Source organism: Pseudomonas sp. M5A4_2d, assembly GCF_053345295.1.
The window spans coordinates 1,388,990-1,405,128 of record NZ_JBKEZW010000001.1 but is presented as its reverse complement, the minus strand read 5'-3'; the positions used below and the strand labels follow the sequence as shown (position 1 = coordinate 1,405,128).

25 protein-coding genes and 1 tRNA gene are annotated in these 16,139 nt (G+C 54.0%); 7 read left to right on the top strand and 19 right to left on the bottom strand.

Annotation, left to right across the window (positions count from 1 at the left end; all coding sequences use genetic code 11):
* The first annotated feature begins 173 nt into the window (after positions 1-173).
* Positions 174-247 (top strand) — tRNA-Cys (locus ACLBW8_RS06600).
* A 100-nt stretch (positions 248-347) separates the two neighbouring features.
* Here the strand turns inward: ACLBW8_RS06600 and ACLBW8_RS06595 are convergent.
* The 4 genes from ACLBW8_RS06595 to ACLBW8_RS06580 all read right to left on the bottom strand — a co-directional run bounded on the left by ACLBW8_RS06595 (position 348) and on the right by ACLBW8_RS06580 (position 2,968).
* Positions 348-1,397, bottom strand: coding sequence for a phage integrase (locus ACLBW8_RS06595; protein WP_447804960.1), 1,050 nt, complete (start codon positions 1,395-1,397; stop codon positions 348-350).
* A gap of 1 nt (position 1,398) precedes the next feature.
* The gene (locus tag ACLBW8_RS06590; RefSeq protein WP_447804959.1) at positions 1,399-1,641 is read right to left on the bottom strand and encodes a DUF4224 domain-containing protein; all 243 of its coding nucleotides are present in this window, start codon (positions 1,639-1,641) and stop codon (positions 1,399-1,401) included.
* Positions 1,642-1,764: 123 nt separating this feature from the next.
* Positions 1,765-2,535, bottom strand: a complete 771-nt coding sequence (locus ACLBW8_RS06585; RefSeq protein WP_447804958.1) for a DNA-methyltransferase — start codon at positions 2,533-2,535, stop codon at positions 1,765-1,767.
* Positions 2,536-2,584: 49 nt separating this feature from the next.
* Positions 2,585-2,968: a hypothetical protein gene (locus ACLBW8_RS06580; RefSeq protein WP_447804957.1), complete on the bottom strand. Its 384-nt coding sequence runs from the start codon at positions 2,966-2,968 to the stop codon at positions 2,585-2,587.
* Positions 2,969-3,078: 110 nt separating this feature from the next.
* Between ACLBW8_RS06580 and ACLBW8_RS06575 the strand changes: the two genes are divergently transcribed.
* Positions 3,079-3,816, top strand: a complete 738-nt coding sequence (locus ACLBW8_RS06575) for a hypothetical protein (RefSeq protein WP_447804956.1) — start codon at positions 3,079-3,081, stop codon at positions 3,814-3,816.
* A gap of 248 nt (positions 3,817-4,064) precedes the next feature.
* On the opposite strand, the gene ACLBW8_RS06570 is transcribed toward ACLBW8_RS06575, so the two are convergent.
* Positions 4,065-4,283 carry a DUF4406 domain-containing protein gene (locus ACLBW8_RS06570; protein ID WP_447804955.1) on the bottom strand — a complete coding sequence of 73 codons (219 nt, stop codon included), beginning with the start codon at positions 4,281-4,283 and terminating at the stop codon, positions 4,065-4,067.
* Between the two features lie 141 nt (positions 4,284-4,424).
* Here ACLBW8_RS06570 and ACLBW8_RS06565 point away from each other — a divergent pair, with 141 nt between their 5' ends.
* Both ACLBW8_RS06565 and ACLBW8_RS06560 read left to right on the top strand, forming a co-directional pair.
* On the top strand, positions 4,425-5,420 hold the full coding sequence (locus tag ACLBW8_RS06565; RefSeq protein ID WP_447804954.1) for a hypothetical protein: 996 nt from the start codon (positions 4,425-4,427) through the stop codon (positions 5,418-5,420).
* Positions 5,421-5,523: 103 nt separating this feature from the next.
* The gene (locus tag ACLBW8_RS06560; RefSeq protein ID WP_447804953.1) at positions 5,524-6,057 is read left to right on the top strand and encodes a hypothetical protein; all 534 of its coding nucleotides are present in this window, start codon (positions 5,524-5,526) and stop codon (positions 6,055-6,057) included.
* Positions 6,058-6,145: 88 nt separating this feature from the next.
* Here the strand turns inward: ACLBW8_RS06560 and ACLBW8_RS06555 are convergent, their stop codons facing one another.
* Entirely contained in the window at positions 6,146-6,859 is a 714-nt protein-coding gene (locus ACLBW8_RS06555) for a hypothetical protein (protein ID WP_447804952.1), read from the bottom strand.
* Between the two features lie 141 nt (positions 6,860-7,000).
* On the opposite strand from ACLBW8_RS06555, the gene ACLBW8_RS06550 reads away from it, so the two are divergent.
* Positions 7,001-7,216 carry a hypothetical protein gene (locus tag ACLBW8_RS06550; RefSeq protein WP_447804951.1) on the top strand — a complete coding sequence of 72 codons (216 nt, stop codon included), beginning with the start codon at positions 7,001-7,003 and terminating at the stop codon, positions 7,214-7,216.
* On the opposite strand, the gene ACLBW8_RS06545 is transcribed toward ACLBW8_RS06550, so the two are convergent.
* From ACLBW8_RS06545 to ACLBW8_RS06505, 9 genes are all read right to left on the bottom strand, one after another.
* Entirely contained in the window at positions 7,213-7,521 is a 309-nt protein-coding gene (locus ACLBW8_RS06545; protein WP_447804950.1) for a hypothetical protein, read from the bottom strand. The genes ACLBW8_RS06550 and ACLBW8_RS06545 overlap by 4 nt on opposite strands.
* Before the next feature lie 81 nt (positions 7,522-7,602).
* A complete protein-coding gene (locus ACLBW8_RS06540; protein ID WP_447804949.1) occupies positions 7,603-7,956 on the bottom strand; it encodes a hypothetical protein in 354 nt (117 codons plus the stop codon).
* The gene (locus tag ACLBW8_RS06535) at positions 7,940-8,302 is read right to left on the bottom strand and encodes a hypothetical protein (RefSeq protein WP_447804948.1); all 363 of its coding nucleotides are present in this window, start codon (positions 8,300-8,302) and stop codon (positions 7,940-7,942) included. Before ACLBW8_RS06535 ends, ACLBW8_RS06540 begins: the two co-directional genes overlap by 17 nt.
* Positions 8,299-9,927 (bottom strand): YqaJ viral recombinase family protein, encoded by a 1,629-nt coding sequence (locus tag ACLBW8_RS06530; RefSeq protein WP_447804947.1) that lies wholly within the window; start codon positions 9,925-9,927, stop codon positions 8,299-8,301. The genes ACLBW8_RS06535 and ACLBW8_RS06530 overlap by 4 nt, the downstream gene beginning before the upstream one ends.
* Complete coding sequence (bet, locus tag ACLBW8_RS06525; protein ID WP_447805028.1) at positions 9,924-10,730, bottom strand: phage recombination protein Bet; 807 nt, start codon at positions 10,728-10,730, stop codon at positions 9,924-9,926. Before bet ends, ACLBW8_RS06530 begins: the two co-directional genes overlap by 4 nt.
* Positions 10,731-10,822: 92 nt before the next feature.
* A complete protein-coding gene (locus ACLBW8_RS06520; RefSeq protein ID WP_201228767.1) occupies positions 10,823-11,014 on the bottom strand; it encodes a hypothetical protein in 192 nt (63 codons plus the stop codon).
* Entirely contained in the window at positions 11,011-11,202 is a 192-nt protein-coding gene (locus tag ACLBW8_RS06515; RefSeq protein WP_447804946.1) for a hypothetical protein, read from the bottom strand. The genes ACLBW8_RS06520 and ACLBW8_RS06515 overlap by 4 nt, the downstream gene beginning before the upstream one ends.
* Positions 11,199-11,621 carry a hypothetical protein gene (locus ACLBW8_RS06510; RefSeq protein WP_447804945.1) on the bottom strand — a complete coding sequence of 141 codons (423 nt, stop codon included), beginning with the start codon at positions 11,619-11,621 and terminating at the stop codon, positions 11,199-11,201. The genes ACLBW8_RS06515 and ACLBW8_RS06510 overlap by 4 nt, the downstream gene beginning before the upstream one ends.
* Positions 11,622-12,133: 512 nt before the next feature.
* A complete protein-coding gene (locus ACLBW8_RS06505; RefSeq protein ID WP_447804944.1) occupies positions 12,134-12,385 on the bottom strand; it encodes a DUF1654 domain-containing protein in 252 nt (83 codons plus the stop codon).
* 243 nt (positions 12,386-12,628) lie between these two features.
* On the opposite strand from ACLBW8_RS06505, the gene ACLBW8_RS06500 reads away from it, so the two are divergent.
* Positions 12,629-13,117, top strand: a complete 489-nt coding sequence (locus ACLBW8_RS06500; RefSeq protein WP_447804943.1) for a DUF2846 domain-containing protein — start codon at positions 12,629-12,631, stop codon at positions 13,115-13,117.
* 155 nt (positions 13,118-13,272) lie between these two features.
* On the opposite strand, the gene ACLBW8_RS06495 is transcribed toward ACLBW8_RS06500, so the two are convergent.
* The 4 genes from ACLBW8_RS06495 to ACLBW8_RS06480 all read right to left on the bottom strand — a co-directional run bounded on the left by ACLBW8_RS06495 (position 13,273) and on the right by ACLBW8_RS06480 (position 15,776).
* Complete coding sequence (locus ACLBW8_RS06495) at positions 13,273-13,746, bottom strand: hypothetical protein (protein ID WP_447804942.1); 474 nt, start codon at positions 13,744-13,746, stop codon at positions 13,273-13,275.
* 79 nt (positions 13,747-13,825) lie between these two features.
* Complete coding sequence (locus tag ACLBW8_RS06490) at positions 13,826-14,746, bottom strand: P63C domain-containing protein (RefSeq protein WP_186607663.1); 921 nt, start codon at positions 14,744-14,746, stop codon at positions 13,826-13,828.
* Between the two features lie 134 nt (positions 14,747-14,880).
* Positions 14,881-15,120, bottom strand: a complete 240-nt coding sequence (locus tag ACLBW8_RS06485; protein WP_447804941.1) for a hypothetical protein — start codon at positions 15,118-15,120, stop codon at positions 14,881-14,883.
* Positions 15,120-15,776 carry a LexA family protein gene (locus ACLBW8_RS06480; protein WP_177049267.1) on the bottom strand — a complete coding sequence of 219 codons (657 nt, stop codon included), beginning with the start codon at positions 15,774-15,776 and terminating at the stop codon, positions 15,120-15,122. Before ACLBW8_RS06480 ends, ACLBW8_RS06485 begins: the two co-directional genes overlap by 1 nt.
* A 109-nt stretch (positions 15,777-15,885) precedes the next feature.
* Here ACLBW8_RS06480 and ACLBW8_RS06475 point away from each other — a divergent pair, with 109 nt between their 5' ends.
* Complete coding sequence (locus ACLBW8_RS06475) at positions 15,886-16,065, top strand: Cro/CI family transcriptional regulator (protein ID WP_024075251.1); 180 nt, start codon at positions 15,886-15,888, stop codon at positions 16,063-16,065.
* Positions 16,066-16,139 lie beyond the last annotated feature (74 nt).

The following is a 16,139-nucleotide window of genomic DNA, read 5'->3' as shown; positions in this document are numbered from 1 at the left end:
TTGAAATCAAGGGGTTGCAGCCAAAAGCAAATGAGTACATAATGGCGCCCATCGAACGCAACGAAGCATTAAAAACTTCAATGTATTCAATGAGTTAGAGTAGAGGCAGGGTTATATAGCCCACTCAAGTTTTTATGCGGTGAATGTTGGCGGTAATGGCATTGATCGTTTGAGGCCGAGTAGCAAAATGGTTATGCAGCGGATTGCAAATCCGCCTACGCCGGTTCGATTCCGACCTCGGCCTCCACTCTTAGAAACCCCGTAGATTAACGTCTACGGGGTTTTTTATTGCCCGCGTGAAAGCGCAGGAGTTCCGAAACTTTAGGGGGTGGAGTTCCGAAACTATTTCATTTCGACGGCTGGGCGACCGCTCCGATGCGTCGATAGACACGCTTGGTGATCTCTTGTTCTGAGTGGCCAAGTAGCAAGCTTGCATCGGCGATATCTGTAATCTCGGACGCGGCTTTCGGGCGAATGTCTTTAAACTGGAACTGCCGGATCTTTGCCGCGTCGCCAGCTCGTCCTTCGCTTGCTGCCAGAGCCACAGCCGCTTCGCGGGCATCATCCCATCTGTTACGCAACATCTGCTGTGAGACTCGCATTCCCGTTTTGCTGAGCACAAAGTGCTGCGAGATGTGATGTTTGTTCCTGGCGGTGATGTCGTCGATAAGTAAACCCAGGCTGTTTTTTACCGAGTCAGTCTGCATCTGAATCCTCAATCGCTTGCTGGTCTTGCCTTGCTGGACTGTTAAGAAATCTCCCTCCACATCTCCCTTCTTCATCGCGATAACGTCTGCCGGCCGTTGGCCAGTCAAATATGCCAGGTCCATCGCATCTTTCAATTCCTGCGGAGCCTGCCCGTACACTGCCGCCCAGACCATGTCATTGGCGTAGTAGTCGCGCACCTTCTCTTTATTTTTGCGAACGCCTGCACAGGGGTTTTCCCGATCGGTGAAACCCCACTCTCGAGCCATGTTGAACACATGGGATAACAGCGCGATCTCTCTGTTGGCTCGAGTTTTCGCTGTGCGGGCGTCGCGATATTGCGCAACCATTGACGGGGTTATCGCGTCGATTGGCGCTCCCTCAAAACCTTTGCGCAGGTGTTTGAGTTCAGCTCTGTTATCTTTCTGCGTGCGCGGCGCCTTCTTCGGGATAATGTCCCGCTCGTACCTATCAAAAATCCCCTGCATGATTTTCAGATCTGCTGGCTTCGCCTTGGCTTCCAGTTCTGCCCATTTGAGCCTGGCCTTGTCGAGATCACCCCCCAACGGAAGTTCTTTTCCGTTCGCGTCCCTATAGTAATAACCAACCCACACAGTTCCGTTCTTGCGCGGGCGTTTGCGCCTGACCATCCCTGGCGGCAAGTCCCTGTTCTCTGTGTTACGGGGGCGCATATCAATTCACTCTGGAAAAATCAGGCGTCCAAGCCGGGCGCGCTGGCGGCGGGTTTGGATCTGCGATTGTGGCGTTGACCATACCAAGCTTCATGCGCGCGAACATCCGGCCCACCAGAGGGCGGCCGCCACGGCTCTCGATGAATACCCAGTTTCGGTCTTTCAGCCATTTGCGCTGGTGAGCGCGCTGCTTGTAGCCGGTTAGGTCGGCGAGCTCGTCGTCCGACAGTATCTCTGCTTGCATGCCTACCTCCCGCTGCCCGCAGTGGGCGGCGCTGTGTTGATGATGTTCATGGGGTGTCCTTGCCGCGCTGGGCGGCAGAAGGTGGGCCCACCGCTTACCGGCAGGCATGTAGGGGGATTGGGGTTAGGCTGTTGCGAATAGATCGAATTGCGGTACCGGGGTGTCGCGGATGGTGGCCGCATCGACGATCCGTTGTTTGGCGGTTTCGAAGTAACGGGCGTCCTGCTCAATGCCGATGAACTGTCGCCGCAGGTTCATGCAGGCAACGCCTGTGGTACCGCTACCCATTGTGTTGTCGAGTACGACACCTCCCTGATCGGAGTATGTGCTTATCAAAAACTCCATCCATGCCACAGGCTTTTGGGTTGGGTGATAGCTGGCGGTTTGCTTGTCGCTGGAAAAGAACTGCACCGACCGCGGGTACCGCTCTGTCGAATCGTATTCGGTCAGGTTCAGCGCCTTCCCGTAGCATTCCGACTCCACCGACTTGCGCTTAGATGTCTTGCGCTCATGGCCCGTGGTCATGCGAGGGTTGTACACCGGTAGCTTGCGGTAGAAGACCTGGGCACTTTCGTGCGCCCGCAGTGGTTGCTTCTTGGCATTGAGGAAACCCGTGGCCGCGCCTTTCTCCCAGATCCATTCGTACTTGTAATGTTTCGGGTTGCTCGCCACCAGCATCGATGCGAACGGTTGGGCCGCGCACAACACGATTGCGGCTTCCGGCTTGGCGATCCGCAAGTACTCCCGCCAGAGCGGCTCGAGCGGGATGATGGTGTCCCAGGCGCACTGGGTGGTGCCGTAGGGCAGGTCAGCCAGCACCATGTCGACACTGGCGTCGGGCAACTGCTTCATGACCTCCAGGCAGTCGCCGAGATAGAGCTGGTATTCACTCATGGCCTTGGCCCCTTGTAGATGAAGACGTAGGCGAACCAGAGGGTGGCGATCATGGCGTCACCCGATCCGCCATATCCTCTGCGGTGATCTGGTATTCGACGACGTTGCGCACTCGGTAGAACGTCGCGGGGCAATGCTTGCTTATCCATGCGGACAGAAGTGCGTCGAGCTCCTGGCGGGCCTCATCAGGAAAATCCGGCCAGTCCCCCGCGAATTCACCCACATCGTCATAGGCGCGCTCGCCGAGCATTTCAATGACGTCGCCAGCATCAACATAGCCAGCGGTGTTTACCGGGAATTTCTCTCCCTTCCAAACGGTTGCCCCTACTTCAAGGTCGTCGTTCTCGTCTAGCAGCTCACCAAGACTGTCGCAATTGAACAGCTCTTCATTGGCTGACCAGGTTTCGTCGGGGATTTTCTTTTCTTCAGGCATGACTTCGTCCTTGCCGCTATAGCGGCTGGCATTAAAATTTGGGAGGGAGGTGCCGCGTAGTGTTGGTGTTTTGTTACAGTGCTCAAATCATTTCGCCAAGGACGAAATCTATGAGGCGTTTCCGGACCTACTGGCTACAGCAAATGCAGTGGTGGTGTAGTAGAAGTTTCGAGTGGTGGGCTGCGCATTTAACTGCTTGCTACGTGGGGGGCGCCGTATTAATAATAGCTTCAAGGTTTGATGAGTTAGTTGATTTAAAACTCAATGAGCTCGGTGATCTTTCAGCCGGCGTGTTTGGCCCCGTTGCTTTCTTATGGCTGGTGCTTGGCTATGTCCAGCAGGGTCGTGAACTTAAAGTAAGTTCAGAGTCGCTAGTTAGGCAGGCTGGTGAGCTTGCACAGAATGTCCAACAGCAGATGAAAATTGTCGCACTTCAAGAACGGCAGCTTGAGAGTCAGGCCGAGGCATCTATGCGACAGGAAGTGCAGTTTAGATTAATGGTGGAGCCAAATCTTCAACTATATTCTCCAACAGGAGGGTTTAGCAATGGTGCCATTTACAGGGATTTCTCTCTTGGAAATATAGGTGCTGACGCTCAAAAGGTGGTTGTAAGTCTCAAGGGTTTAGGTGTGCCAAAGATATTGAAAAATGCTCAGTTGCTTAGGAGGGATGGGGATGTTCGGTTTTCTTGTGAGTTTGAGAGCTGTGACTTGCCAGTCAATTTCAATGTGTCCGCGAAGTATGTAAATTCTGTTAGTCAACACGGCGTTCAGACTTTTAGGGTTGAGCTCTTCAGATCAGAAAGTGGCCACGGAGAAGTCACGATTTCAAAATACACAGGGTCGTAAGGTTTTATGCACTATCTCCCATCCGCGTAATGTCTGATTTTATTTGTTTGAGTTGCTCAGCTGGCCCGCATTCAAATCGTAGTTGTCCTGCGAGGCACATACTTCCGATCTGTACTAACGAGCAATTGCACTGTGCTCGGCCTAGCTACGTAAACTCTATCTTCATTAATCTACTAAAGGACCATACTTGGCCTCCCTCGTTACCAGATCATGGGCATTCACAACCGTCATGCCAAGGCGTTCAGCGATCAGGACTCCAGTCGTGCGCCCTTTGAATGCTCCCAGCCGGGCAGAGTGGCCACGTTGTCGCAGCGCATCAGGACGGCAATGTCTCGGCGCATGCAGTCGTTCCAGGTGCCGCCGTCTGGGTTCAGTTCGGCGGGATTAGTGACTGTGTGGCCGATGGCGCGAAGGCTGGCGGTCATACTGTGGAAGCTAGGGAAGTTCAGCCCAGGCAAGTCGCTCATGGGCCCGCTTAGGTAAATTCGTTTCACGGGGAGTCCTTGCCGGGCCATATCCGGGCGGTGGAGGGTTGGTGATGTGCGAAGGACCTGGTTATGGCAAAATGCTAGCCAACTTTAGATACCTATAAACAAAGGACTGTAAGCATGGTGCAATGCGTAGATGATTCTTTTAAGCATTTAAGTCGTATTGCGATGGGACAAGGAACTGATGTAGTTGATCTTGTTTTAAATTTGCGTGACTTGTTGTCTTATCTTAAGAAGATAAAGTATAGGCACATCAAGAAAGCTTACAGTGAAAAGCATTTGAGTCGTGTTTGCTTTGATAAAAAGTTTTATTTTAAGCCGAGGCCGCTCCTAGAATATTGCAAGGTTCAACTGGTAATTGGTATCAAATATTTCGAGTCTTTGATAGTGGATATTGAAGAAAGGATTAAGGGTAAAGATAATGATTTTGCTTTGGTCGTGATAAAGCTTTATCAAGGACAGGTAAATGATTTTATTTTTGATTTCAAAATTACAGTTGAGCCATTGGAGAAAGATCTAGATTCAAGTTATGTCTTTTTCAGCGGATTCAAGAGCTCGGCAACGAGATCCGCAGATCTTTATAGATTCTCAAAGGCTTTGGCATACGGCGGGACTTATGATGATAATTTGTTGCATGGCTACCATAAGGAAAGTCAGGTTGCAGCGGTTTTCGTATTGAGACAAGCTTTAGAGCTTAAATTTGAACGTATATTAGGGGTGTTTTTATTCGATAAAAATGGTGCTACACCAAAACTCAGACATGGTGTGCAGCTCGACTTTATAATAAAAAATATTGACCTCTTTGATTTTCCAGAATTTGATTTCACACTAATGAGTGATGTTTATAATTGGTGTAGTGGAGTGGTCCATAAAGGCTTTCAACCGCTAATTTGGCAGGTTCCCTATGCTCACGAACTGTGCAATGGGTTGTTTGATTGGGGTGATCTTAATCGCAATGGAGGAATCAGTTGCGATGGTGGTGTTCGAATTCTCGATATTCACCAAATGAGACAGAAATACCTTTTTCATTTTTTCTCGATACAAGAAAAAGGCTTGTGGGGCATATATTTTGATAAGCCAGAGGCTTCCGATTTCTCTGCCTATGACTCTGAATGAGTTGGGTTGAGTCCGGTGCAGAGGCTTCCGATTGCGTCTTCGGCTGGCGTGATTCGTTGGTATAGGGTATTACGACGATACGATTTTTTGAAGAGGGTACGGTATGACGGAGGAAGAGCGTCTCCAGCACTTTGGCTGGCTATTAGTGGACCTAATTGGTGATCTTTCTGTTGCGGCCGTTGTGTATAGAGACTACCTACAACATGAGGCTATTCCGAAGGATGGGCCAATGTTTCAAGGGGTTTCTAGGATGTGTAAGTTTTCAGTGATAATCGCGCTGTGCAAGCTCCACGATGCGTTGAGGGACAACGGCCGGGCAATCACGACATTTCCGGAGACACTTAGAGAGAGAGTCAAGTGGTTTAGACGCTACGTCGCAGAAAAGAAACTGTTTACGCTTCGAAGCAAGTTCGCTGCGCATAACTTTGACGACTTTGATAATTACACTTACGACGATGGCGATCGTTTGTTCTCAGAACTCGTCGGCTCGAGTCTCGGTGAGAATATTATTTTCTTTGAGTTTATTAATCCGACCGACCATAAAAAGTCAGCAGGTACGATGTCTCATTTCGTGACTGAGCTGAAGGACCACGTGAGATCGCTAGTCGATTTACCGCCGAGAATTTCTGCCTCATAGGTGATTGTCGTTCGTTTAACGACCTTCCTACTAGTGGTGGAAATTTGGTTTGGGTTGGGGTATTACGGGTGACCGGCATGGAGCCGGATCAGGCAGCGCTGGCGGTTTCTTTGATTGCCATGATGGCGTTTGCGGCGTGTCGCACGTAGTACAGGCGAGCCATCAGGCTTGGGCATGGCTTGCTGATCGTCGACTCCCAGAGGTCGCTGCCACCAATCAATTCTTCGTGTTCGCGCAGGAAGTGATAGGCCAGCACCACCTCGCTGTCGCGCCCATCGGCGAAGGTCTCGACCTCTTCAACTACGTCAGCAAGGTCAGCAAAAGGAAGGCGCTCGTCTTCGGCCTCATCGCGCTCGCGCAGCCATTCAACGAGTTGTTCAGTCTGCTCCAGTGTGGCGCCCTTGTTCGGGATGTCCGCGATCCATTCCGGGACCTCATCCCCCGGCAATTCGTATTCGATCCTTCCGGCGATGCATTCGCACACCGTTTCACGGATCGCGTCGAAGTCGATCACCACTCGCTTAATGTCGCCGTCCAGCTTCTCATGCAGGTAGCCATCGCTCTGATGACGCAAGAAGTTGATGCCATAGCTGGCGCCGACGTGGAACACGATCGGGCCGATGTCGCCCATCATGCTCATGCCGAAGCGGGTAACGCAGATGTCGAACCCGTAGCAGCTGCTGCCTGGCCGTGCGCAACGCCACACCTCGACGCCGTTTTGGTTCACCAGCAGCGTGTATAGGTGTTGGGCCAGGTCTTCTGCGACTCGGGCGGTGAGCGCTGCGCGTTCTTGCTCTTTCATGGATTATCTCCAGTCAGGCGCCGCCCTCCGGTTACCGGGTTCGCAGCGTGGGTATACAAAAGGGAAAATTTTTTGGGCTACGCTGTCAGCTCATTAACTGAGGGCAGTTCTATGCGCAGCAGATCCGAGCAGCAAACAGTAATGGACGACTACAAGGGCTATGACATAGCCGTGCGAATTACCGGGCCAATCGACAACGAGGCCGGTAAAGGCTTCACGGTCACGATCAGCATCAGCAAAGATGGAAAGGAGCCTATTCAGACCTTTAAAGAGTCAGACACTACGCACAAGAACTATGACGATGCGGTGCGCATTGGAATAACGATCGCGAGGCAAGCGGTAGATAAACTGATCTAAGGCTCAGCCCCGGTCGCGGCGAATGCTTCCAGCCGCCGCGACCACTTTTCAGAAATTTCTAAAGGATGTCGTGACATGTTGGCGAATCGGGCCGAATCCTTGGTAGGTGCTGCTGCCAGGTTGATCAGAAAGGTCGATACCGTCTCCTGCCACTCCTCGAAATCGTGGCGCTCGCCAAGCAGCTGAAGTGCATCATCGAGCGCTTTCGAGACAATCAGTGTTCGCTTCTCGGCGCCGATCCGTTCGAGCAGCGCCTTCTCTTTCGCGCGCTTGTCCCGTTGGATCTGCGCGTTGTCCTTGGCCATAGCCTACCTCTTTTATTCCGCTGGCCGGCAGTGCGAGCCAGGTTTGACGTTTGCGTTGCTGGGGTCTGGATACGCGACGCATCAGCCAGCCTTCGGAAAGTCGAGCGAGTGATCAGCAATCAGGCGTCGACAAAGCGTCTCACTGATGCCGACGTGCTTACTTGCCTTGTACCGGGTCATGCCAGCCTTTCTGCACTCCACGAGCTGGGCACAGATCACCACTTCGTCGTCCGCCGTGATGACTCGGCCGCGCTTCGTTTTCGGTGCAATGCGCGCGTAGCCGTATGGCCGCTTCGGCTCGTGCGATATCCCTGGGCTGTCCTTGCCAACACCTGGTCGGATGAACTGGGCCGTTCCGCCAGAAGCGAAGAAGGCAGCCTTCGCCGTCTCCAGATTCGCCTGTTCCTGATTGTGTACTTCAAGTGTCGGATGCATTCCGGGCACCTCTTGAGCGATTGTCGATGTTGATGTGATTAATCTCGGCGATCTCGCGCAGTGCCGCACGGGTGATGCCCAAGGCAAAACAGATCTCTGCCTGATGGGTACGTGACTCAGCCAGCGCTTTGACCTGAGCTACTAACGAGGCCCGGGCCCGCCGTCGCGACTCCATCGTCTTGGCGGTGCAGGTTGCGAACTCGATGCCATGCTCTTCCGCGATCCGGTTAAGTGAGCGCGTGGACCTTCCGAGAGCCTTCGATGCGGCAAGAATGCCTGCATCGACGTAACGGGGCAGGGCCGCGGCTACCTCCGGCTCAGCAGCCTTGTGGGCGTCCCATTTCATGCTGCCGCCTTGCTGAGTGTCACCCCGGCCATGCTAAAGGCTGAACCCTGGGCTGCGACCATTGCGTCGAGCGCTTCCCAGTTGACCAGGAGTAGGGTGATCGGCGCCTGACCATATGCCACCGCTTTGATCAGTGCCTCGAAGTCCGTCACGTTGGCCTGCAGCGCTACCTGCTCCACCGTGTGGCTCATCACAGGCTTGGTGGCCTGGCCGACGGTGGCCGCCGCCTGGACCGGATTGGTTCGGACAGGCTCTGGTGTCGCCACTTTCTCCACGACCGGCTCTGGCTTGATGGCCGCTAAGCGCTCGGCTTCCTGCTCTTCGGCGATGCGCTTCGCGTCGGCCTTTGCCTGCTCCGCCTTCTGGTGTTCGGATATTCGGAATTTGATCAGCGTCACCAGGTCATCATTGGCCTTGGTCACCAGCTGCTGCACGTCGCTGAACAGGAAGGCGTAATCAACGGCGAGCTCCGCCAGACTGGTCAGGTTCAAGCGAATGCTGTCTGCTGCCTGACTTGCATCGATCTTCGCCCGGGCCAGCTCGGTATCAACTGCGTCCTGAAGGCTGGCGATAGTGCGCTTGTTCTTCATGGCGCCGGCGAAGTCCGAAACGACATGAGGCAGCGTGACTTTGCCCAGCGTCTTGTTGATTGCGGCGATATGATCCGCCAGTGCCAGCTCGGCTTTTTGCTTGATGGCGGTCTTCACCAGCAGCTCTTGAGCTTTCACCAGCTTGTCGACTTTCAGGCGGGTCTCGCGGGCATGGGCACTGATGCGATCCAGCGAGGAAAACAGCTCGTCGATGCTTTGCGTCTGCGACAGGGCCTGCTTCTTGGCGGCCGCGACAGCCTCCTCAACGTCGCCGCACCACTTGACCGCCTTCTTCGCGTCGGCGAAGTCCTGGTCGGTTGAGAGCGTGGTTTTTACAGAGTCGATGACAGCCAGCGCCGAGTCTTCAAATACCCTCAGGTTGCTGGCTGTGACCTTGCCGGTCAGTTCGATGCGCAGGGCTGGCAGCTCATCAGGCGCTTTGCCGACGACGATTGAAGGCGCTTCGGCCATCTCGAAGTTCGCCAGGTCAGCCTCGAACTGTTTCCAGCCTTCGATCAACTGGGCCGCGCGCCCGGCGACGGGCCGGTACTCCATGTGCACGAAGTTCTCCGGCGTGCCGTCCGAGCAAACAAAGATCACTCGCTCGGCGCCGCTGACCAGCAGTTGCTGCTCAAGCTGCCAGTAGTAGTGCGGAGCCAAGTCGCCGGCTTTCACCTGGGCCACGACCGACTCATTCCAGAGTTTGTGCTCAAACAGGGTCTCGCCGAGCATCGTGGCGCCGTCCATGGAGGCTAGCAGGTTGCCTTCGGTCGCAACGATCGGATACAGCTCTTCGCCGATCAACGCCTCAGTCAGTGGGCGGGCCATGGCTTCAGTGGCGTGGCCTTTGTCGAAGATAAACTGCTGAGAGGGCGTGACGTCCGGTGTGATGCCGGTCTTCTTGGCGATCAGCAGATCGGTCCGGGTTTGGTACTTCGAAGCGCCCATCATTGCCGGGGCTTCAGAAGCGGTGAAGTGCTGGGCGCGGAGGGCAAGCCACTCGGCGGAGCCTTGAGCTACGTTATGAATTTTCATGCTGTGTCTCCATCGAGGGCTTTGAGGTTGGTGATTTTTTCGATCTGCGCTGGGCTCAGCGTGTACTTGCTGCTGATGGTCGCAATGAGGTGTTCGGGGCTGGTGCGGTTCGAGTCGATCAATGGCTGCCACTTCGCGATGTTCTCGGTCAGCAGGTCGTCGGAGTAGGCGGGCAGCGCTTCCGGTTCTAGCTGGGCGTGCTGTCGTGGGCTGACATCGCGCGCCGGCTCCTCGAACGCTTTGCCTTCCATCTCGTCGGCCGTTGGCGCTGATCCGACTTCTGGGAAAGCTTTGCGCAGGGCCTGGGCCTCGGCGCATTTGGCGAGCTGGGCAAATGCTCGACGCTTCCACATTGCGTTGGGCGCCGCGGTGTCCTTGCTCGATGTCGCGTAGTTTTCAAGCCAGCGTTCATTGGCCGTGTATTCGGCAACCAGGCCGTTGCTCATCTGCCGCTTGACGGTCACGCGGCACCATTCGGGATACGTGACTTCTACGCCGCTCAGCTTCGCCGTTACTGGAGGGCCATATTCCGGCTCGCTGATTCCGGCGTACTGGCCGGTGCGCGCCGCCTGGATGCGGTACAGGCCGATGCCAGGCATCACCGTGTCCTGCATCTTTTTCGTCTTCGAGTTCCAGATTGGGACGATGTGCACCGGCTTCAACATTGGGTCCAGGTGCGCGGCCTGGCAGTAAGCCAACACCATCACGACTGAGTTCTTTTCTGCACCGGGGTAGAGGCTGCTGCTCAGCACTTCAACGAGCGCAGCCTCCGACATTGCAGGCGTGTTGTCGTCCTGCTTCATTACTGCGGACATGGGGATTCCTTGCCGCGATGATCGCAGCGTTCAAAAATGACTGGGGGCTGGTGGGATCTAGGTGCTGACTTGGCGCAGGTTCAGCTCTGCTGCTGAACCCGATATCGGAGTACTTGAAGCACTCGACCGCCGTAACCAGGCTCTGCGTATTGTTCAACCGGTGCCCCGAAGAAGCCGCGGCGCTCGGCCAGGCTGTAGGCCTCACGCAGGTTGTGAGCACTGATGTCCTCGAGCTGTTCGTCGATCAGGGATTTAACCGGTGCGGTACTCATTGAATCTCCTTGCGCCGCCGGCTGACATCCAGTAGGCGGGCGCTATACCAGTGGAATTCTTCTGCGTTGATGGCGCCCGAAGTAAAGTGGCGGACGATCAAGCCTTCAGTCAGGGTCTCGTCGATTAAGGGTTTGTCTAAATCTTCAAGAGCAAACAGCGCTTTATCGATCTCAACGTATGGGCTCACAGTTCGTTGTCCTCGGCCTGGGCGATCAATGCATCGTCTGCCAGATCCTTAACAAGCCCTCTGGCGATGATCTTGAGCTGTTCTTTGGGGTCGGCTACCGCCATCAAGTCCTCGGCGCCGTCGCGGGCCAGGAACCGGTCACCCAGCAGTCCTGCGATTACCATTTCGCCAATTGCGCATGGGCTCTTGCTGTCACTGTTGATTGCGAACTGCTCTACCTCAGCGGCGAATGCTTTGAATGTCACGCCCTGCGGTGCATGCAGCCGACGCTTGAACTGCACATCGCCGCGCCGATCAACGAGCGTTTCGACCGCGTTGTCGATCCACTCCTTGCGGGAAATCTCCACGGCCGACTCGCTCACTGGTGGAGGCAACTGAGCGTCGTAACGCTCTTGGCATATCTTCAATACTGAGTTCATGGTCGCCTCCAGAGTGGCGGGTTGTTCACCTGTATTCGTCAACACTCATGCCTCCCGCTGGTTGCCGATGGGCGCGGGGGAGGAGTGCTGACGTAATAGAGGGGCGTAAAAAAGCCCGAACATTGCGCGGGCTTCAGTGATGCTTTCCGCCGTGACCCGCTACTGGCGTCGGTCACCGGCTTGAATCAATTGTTCTTCCAGCCGCGGGCCTTTCGGCTTGTTCTCCCGCTGGATAACTGTTCTTGGCGCTTTACGCTGCACGCCCGGGTCAGTTGCCAACCCTCTGAACCGTTTAGGCCGGTTCATCGCTGCCTTTGAATCTGGGCCGGTGGTGATCCGGCAAGGGGTGTCGCTAAAGAGCGGCGCAGGTTTAGCTGCTGGCCGGCGTTCTTCGTAGCTGGCTTGAGTTGAATTTAAGCAAGCTGAAATTAATGTGTCAAGCATGCTTAATTAAATAATTCAGATTGCTGAAATTTACAGTCGATAAAAAGCCCGCTCATCGGCGGGCTCTTTTATGAGTCGCAGTACTCGCGCCAGCCGATCCGGACGGCTCCGCCTTCCAGGTGCTCGACCCTTATGCCGGCGGTGTCGCCGATATCCTGGATGACCTGGCGCCAGGCTTCAGGGCTTTCATCGTCGCGCCTGGATACCTCCACCAACTGGATTCTCTGGACCCGGGGAGACGCGATCAAGCGTTGCAGGCGGTGGCCCACAAGCTCGTAGGAATTTCTCGGTTTGGGTGTGGGGTAGGGTGCCTGGTTCATGCCTCGCTCCTTGCGAATACTGTATGTATGCACAGTATTTGCACTGACATATCTTGGCAATAGGGCGACAAGAAGTTTCATGCATAAATGCATAGATTGTTCCCTGCCTGTCGTCTGTGCAGATTCTGCGAATGAGGTGCAGCAAGGAGGCAAGCGAAGCAAATACTGCTGTGAGCCAACAAAAGATTTGATTGATAGCCCATCAGTGTTGATCATCAGTCGCTTTATGAGGATGGAGCAGTTATGACTCAAGCACGGAAGATCTCAGTATTCGTCTTATTGGGGCTCCTCAGCTCCTGCACGATGACAGGACCAAAATTCACGCCACTCGAAAACGTTGATTCTCAAAAAGGTGTTCTCTATGTCTACCGGCCAAGTAATTACGATATGGGCCTAATGACCGCCTTGATATCTTTGGACGGAAAGCAGATAGCGTCTCTAGAGAACGGCGGTTACGTAGCTGTGCCTGTTACGCCAGGTGAACACACGATCACCCAGAAATGGAAGGCAGGAATTTTGGGCAATTCCGATCTTGAGGGGGGCACCACGACCACTGTAGTCGGTGTTAAACGCTCAGATGCCTCCTACGTTAGCCTCACATCCAACAGCACGAGAGTGCAGGCAAAACAATTCAATGCTGTCGCTGTTGACCTGCAGTGGCAGCTTAATAAAGTGCCCGCAGCTCAGGCATTGCCCGAGATTTCTCAGTGTAGAAAGGTTGAGGCGATCTAGCCCGACGGTGTGCGATATCTAGAGCCAAATCGCAGACAAAGAAAAGCCCGCGATGGGGAGGGCGGACTTGAAGGGTGTTCACGAGGAGCTGGGGTAACCATAGGCGCCCGACTGTGGAAGGGGTGTGAAAGGCAGTGGCCCCTTAGCCGTGCGCATCATTTATGGAAAATTATCTGTTGTCGGTATCCGTTCTCCCCCATCGGTAAAGGGTACCTACTCTCATCTGTCAGTGAGCGCAATCGCTGTGAGTGTGTAGATTGACTGAAAAGTACCTGGCACTCAGCAGCATCAAAAAATCGTCTGAGTAATGGAAGGACAAAATGGGTAAGTGGCTTGTCAATTTTCAATGAAACCGTAATCAAATCAAGTTGGTCGGTCAGGTCTCGATACAGGTCTATGACCATAAAGCTCTCATTCACAGAGGACGAGTAGACATGGACATCACCAGCACCAATTGGCGTGCATTCGAAGTAGTCGTCGTAGAATTTTACAATGTCGAGGTCGATCCCGGCGGCGTTCAAAGCGGCTTCTAAATCAGAATTGGGTGAGTGCTCGTCCTCTACCCATGAAACTAAATCGGCCATTGATACGCAGATGTCGAACTCATTGGAATAGACGATGGAAGGCATTGGGGAAGGTCCAGATGATGAGTTTTGTGGGGATGCCAGATACAAGAAGCCCGGCGCTGGGCCGGGCTTATAAATTCAATTATTGAAGATGGTCCATCGGAAGCTCAAGTGTCTCTCCACGTTTTGGTAACACTTGATCTACAGTTTTGATGAACCTCTCCCAACTATGTCCGTTCGCAATTGCCAAGCGTTGAAACATCACTAAAGTATGCATGTGCTGGGCGAGCATCGGATCGCCGATGTCTTGAGTGAGCCATTGATGAAGCTTCGTTTTTCGCTGGCCCTTAGCGTTCTTTGGGCTCTTACTTTCAAGTTCTGGTAGCAGGCCGGGAGCGAGGCGCTCGAATACGAGGTTCCTCGTATACTTACCTACAACGCTATAGCGATTTTTCTTCATTCCCGGCCAAACCCAGCCTTTTAACTTATAAATATTTTCGTAGAACTCGTCAGGAAATTTCTTGACCCAGGCAGCAAGCTCTTTACTGACTAAGAGCTCTAAATATTGCTGGAGCGCGTCCGCAGGACGCTCATCTTGAAAGCCGGTGGCCTCATCCACGAGTGCAATAATGCCTACTCGCGCGAATGAACGGATCAACACATCAGCAAATTGCGCATACCGAACTTCTTGCTCTGTCTTGAGCATGTCGGCATCGCGGGCTTGAAGCAAAGCCTCACACAGATCCTGCAGTGTAGATGCTTCAAATCCGTCGCTAGGCGCCCCTTTTCTAGGTGAGCCACCTAGAAACTGAATAGGGTTTTGCATGGCCAGCATCAATGCATTGTTTTCAAACGTTTTTATGACCTTTAAGCTGGTAATTCGAGCGATACCTTGGCCACGCCCTTTCATGCCAATTGCCGCTGTCATTCCCCGTCCAGAAATAACTCTGCGACCGTCGTCTAGAACAAAACAATTTATTTCCAAGTCTGCAATTTTCAGCACGCCCTTGTGCGTAGCTGTTGGGAGACCTGCAGCACTACCAGCATCGACTTCCTTGACCATTAGCACTTCCCTCAGTGGTTGAAACGAAAAAATTGAAGACGGCGGCTTTTGTGACCCGCCCCGACGATCAGGTGGCGGCGACACATAAACTATTCAGTCTTTCCTCAAGTATTCGATGTCATCTCGTCAAAACTTCAACCGCGAACGCCATAGAAGTGGTTCAGCGCTATCAGCTCAACCACCGCCACGATGGTGCAAAGCACAACGAAGCCAGGGCTGAACACCCGCTTGCGATTAGATGAACTGTCGTCCGGCCAAATGCCAGCTTCGGTTGTGAAAACCACAATGAGCGCCAGCAGAGTATAGGTCCACACCTTGCTCCAAAAGCTTTGCTCTCGCCATGAGGTCGAAGTTTTACCAAGGGCGGATGGCATCAGTAAAACTTCTGCAGCGCCTGCACAACCACGCCCACGATCCGGCAGTTCTCGTCGACAGCCTCGATGGGGTAGCTCGGGTTCAGCGGTTTCAGGAACAGCCGGCCGCCATCGCTGACCAGCTTCTTGAAAGTGGCTTCGTTGCTGTCCGGCAGCTTGGCCACGACCAGCTTACCTGGTGCAACTTCAGCCTCAGTGTCCACAAGGATCAGCGTGCCTTCGGTGATGCTCTGGCCGGCAGGCGCCGTCATCGAGTCGCCTTTGACAGTCAGCCAGAACGCCGGGCCTTTGGAGTCGTACTCCGAAAACTCGTAGGTGTCCGAGATTCCAGCCGGGTAGGGCTCCACTGCTTCCGCCCAGGCGCCAGCGGCTACCCAGCTCACTACCGGATAGCGGAATGATTTGGTGGGCTGGACGGCTGGGGAGACATTCGACTCTGAAACCTCGCGCTCTTCACCCTCACCGATAGCAAGCCACTCGGCCCGGAAGCCTGTCGCTTTCGCCAGCGCGTAAAGGTTCTCCGGTCTGAGGCTTTTGCTCTCACCAGTAATCCATTGAGTAACGGCAGAATTTGCAACGCCGCAAAGCGATGCAATTTCTCCTTTCTTTTTACCGCTGACCTGTATGGCGCGGGCGATGCGTTCGTGTCTTTCCATGGACTCAATATTAAGTTAACTGAATTTAAGCATGCAGTAGGCAGAAAACACCGTTGATGCCATAACTTAAGCATGCTTAAATTGCGACAGGCTCGAACGAGGATGCGCAATGAACACGCATGAAGTCGCCGAATTCTTCGGCAGCAAGACAAAGCTGGCGCTAGCCCTGGGTATCCGCCCAAGCGCAGTGACCATGTGGGGCGAAACAATCCCTGAATCCAGGCAATACCAGATTCAGGTTCTCTCCAAGGGCAGGTTCAAGGCAGCAAAGAAGGCTCAGGCCGCCTGACATCCGTGTCCGCCGATCCATTGAGCAAATGATCGCTTCTGCATCGGCAGGGCGCCACGGAAACAAATTTGAGG

Excerpts from the sequence above, each read along its gene's own strand:
- ACLBW8_RS06505 (WP_447804944.1), bottom strand. The coding sequence starts at position 12,385 with ATGAACCAGGCACCCTACCCCACACCCAAACCGAGAAATTCCTACGAG.
- ACLBW8_RS06575 (WP_447804956.1), top strand. The coding sequence starts at position 3,079 with ATGAGGCGTTTCCGGACCTACTGGCTACAGCAAATGCAGTGGTGGTGT.
- ACLBW8_RS06490 (WP_186607663.1), bottom strand. The coding sequence starts at position 14,746 with ATGGTCAAGGAAGTCGATGCTGGTAGTGCTGCAGGTCTCCCAACAGCT.
- bet (WP_447805028.1), bottom strand. The coding sequence starts at position 10,730 with ATGAAGCAGGACGACAACACGCCTGCAATGTCGGAGGCTGCGCTCGTT.
- ACLBW8_RS06565 (WP_447804954.1), top strand. The coding sequence starts at position 4,425 with ATGGTGCAATGCGTAGATGATTCTTTTAAGCATTTAAGTCGTATTGCG.
- ACLBW8_RS06550 (WP_447804951.1), top strand. The coding sequence starts at position 7,001 with ATGGACGACTACAAGGGCTATGACATAGCCGTGCGAATTACCGGGCCA.
- ACLBW8_RS06520 (WP_201228767.1), bottom strand. The coding sequence starts at position 11,014 with ATGAGTACCGCACCGGTTAAATCCCTGATCGACGAACAGCTCGAGGAC.
- ACLBW8_RS06560 (WP_447804953.1), top strand. The coding sequence starts at position 5,524 with ATGACGGAGGAAGAGCGTCTCCAGCACTTTGGCTGGCTATTAGTGGAC.
- ACLBW8_RS06530 (WP_447804947.1), bottom strand. The coding sequence starts at position 9,927 with ATGAAAATTCATAACGTAGCTCAAGGCTCCGCCGAGTGGCTTGCCCTC.
- ACLBW8_RS06555 (WP_447804952.1), bottom strand. The coding sequence starts at position 6,859 with ATGAAAGAGCAAGAACGCGCAGCGCTCACCGCCCGAGTCGCAGAAGAC.
- ACLBW8_RS06485 (WP_447804941.1), bottom strand. The coding sequence starts at position 15,120 with ATGCCATCCGCCCTTGGTAAAACTTCGACCTCATGGCGAGAGCAAAGC.
- ACLBW8_RS06590 (WP_447804959.1), bottom strand. The coding sequence starts at position 1,641 with ATGCAAGCAGAGATACTGTCGGACGACGAGCTCGCCGACCTAACCGGC.
- ACLBW8_RS06570 (WP_447804955.1), bottom strand. The coding sequence starts at position 4,283 with ATGAGCGACTTGCCTGGGCTGAACTTCCCTAGCTTCCACAGTATGACC.
- ACLBW8_RS06545 (WP_447804950.1), bottom strand. The coding sequence starts at position 7,521 with ATGGCCAAGGACAACGCGCAGATCCAACGGGACAAGCGCGCGAAAGAG.
- ACLBW8_RS06495 (WP_447804942.1), bottom strand. The coding sequence starts at position 13,746 with ATGCCTTCCATCGTCTATTCCAATGAGTTCGACATCTGCGTATCAATG.
- ACLBW8_RS06585 (WP_447804958.1), bottom strand. The coding sequence starts at position 2,535 with ATGAGTGAATACCAGCTCTATCTCGGCGACTGCCTGGAGGTCATGAAG.
- ACLBW8_RS06535 (WP_447804948.1), bottom strand. The coding sequence starts at position 8,302 with ATGAAATGGGACGCCCACAAGGCTGCTGAGCCGGAGGTAGCCGCGGCC.
- ACLBW8_RS06540 (WP_447804949.1), bottom strand. The coding sequence starts at position 7,956 with ATGCATCCGACACTTGAAGTACACAATCAGGAACAGGCGAATCTGGAG.
- ACLBW8_RS06595 (WP_447804960.1), bottom strand. The coding sequence starts at position 1,397 with ATGCGCCCCCGTAACACAGAGAACAGGGACTTGCCGCCAGGGATGGTC.
- ACLBW8_RS06500 (WP_447804943.1), top strand. The coding sequence starts at position 12,629 with ATGACTCAAGCACGGAAGATCTCAGTATTCGTCTTATTGGGGCTCCTC.
- ACLBW8_RS06475 (WP_024075251.1), top strand. The coding sequence starts at position 15,886 with ATGAACACGCATGAAGTCGCCGAATTCTTCGGCAGCAAGACAAAGCTG.
- ACLBW8_RS06580 (WP_447804957.1), bottom strand. The coding sequence starts at position 2,968 with ATGCCTGAAGAAAAGAAAATCCCCGACGAAACCTGGTCAGCCAATGAA.
- ACLBW8_RS06480 (WP_177049267.1), bottom strand. The coding sequence starts at position 15,776 with ATGGAAAGACACGAACGCATCGCCCGCGCCATACAGGTCAGCGGTAAA.
- ACLBW8_RS06510 (WP_447804945.1), bottom strand. The coding sequence starts at position 11,621 with ATGAACTCAGTATTGAAGATATGCCAAGAGCGTTACGACGCTCAGTTG.